Source organism: Mesorhizobium sp. M4A.F.Ca.ET.022.05.2.1 (genome assembly GCF_003998845.1).
GTDB lineage: Bacteria > Pseudomonadota > Alphaproteobacteria > Rhizobiales > Rhizobiaceae > Mesorhizobium.
On sequence record NZ_RZOJ01000798.1, the window covers coordinates 1 to 703 of the forward strand.

Sequence of the window (703 nt, forward strand, 5' to 3'; positions counted from 1 at the left end):
CTCCCCCACAAGGGGGGAGATGGGCACCCCCACTTGTCCCGCCCACACCCCCCGGCATAGCCTGCCATGACCTGGGAGGGGAGGAAACCGCTTGGATACCAATGTCGTGATTGTCGGCGCCGGGCCGGCGGGCCTTGCCGTCGGCGCTTGCCTGCGCCGGGCCGGGGTGGATTTCATCATGCTCGAAAAGGCCGATCAGGTGGCGCCTGCCTGGCGGCGGCACTATCGGCGGCTGCATCTGCATACGGTGAAGTCCTTCTCCTCGCTGCCCTTCGTGCCGTTCCCGAGCGACCATCCGCGCTATGTGCCGCGCGAGAAGGTCGTGGCCTATCTCGATGCCTATGCCGAACGTTTCGAGCTCAGGCCGCGCTTCGGCGTGACGGTCGACACCATCCGCCGCGACAAGGACGGTTTCCGGGTCGAGATCGGATCCGACGCGCTGACGGCGCGCCATGTCGTCGTCGCCAGCGGCAACAATGCCGAGCCCATCGTTCCCACCTTTCCCGACATCGAGACCTTCAAGGGCAAGCTGCTGCACAGTGCCGACTATACCGAGGCCGCGCCCTTCATCGGCAGGAAGGTGCTGGTCATCGGCATGGGCAACACCGGCGCCGAGATCGCGCTCGACCTTGCCGAGAGCGGCGCCGACCCGACGCTGTCGGTGCGCAAGGGCGTCCACATCGTGCCGCGCCAACTGTTCGGC

At 67.0% G+C, this 703-nt stretch carries 1 protein-coding gene; it reads left to right on the forward strand.

Features of this window, described 5'->3' with window-relative positions; genetic code table 11:
* Positions 1 to 91 precede the first annotated feature (91 nt).
* On the forward strand, positions 92 to 703 hold a 612-nt coding region (locus EN745_RS35485; RefSeq protein ID WP_145992364.1), incomplete at its 3' end, for an NAD(P)/FAD-dependent oxidoreductase.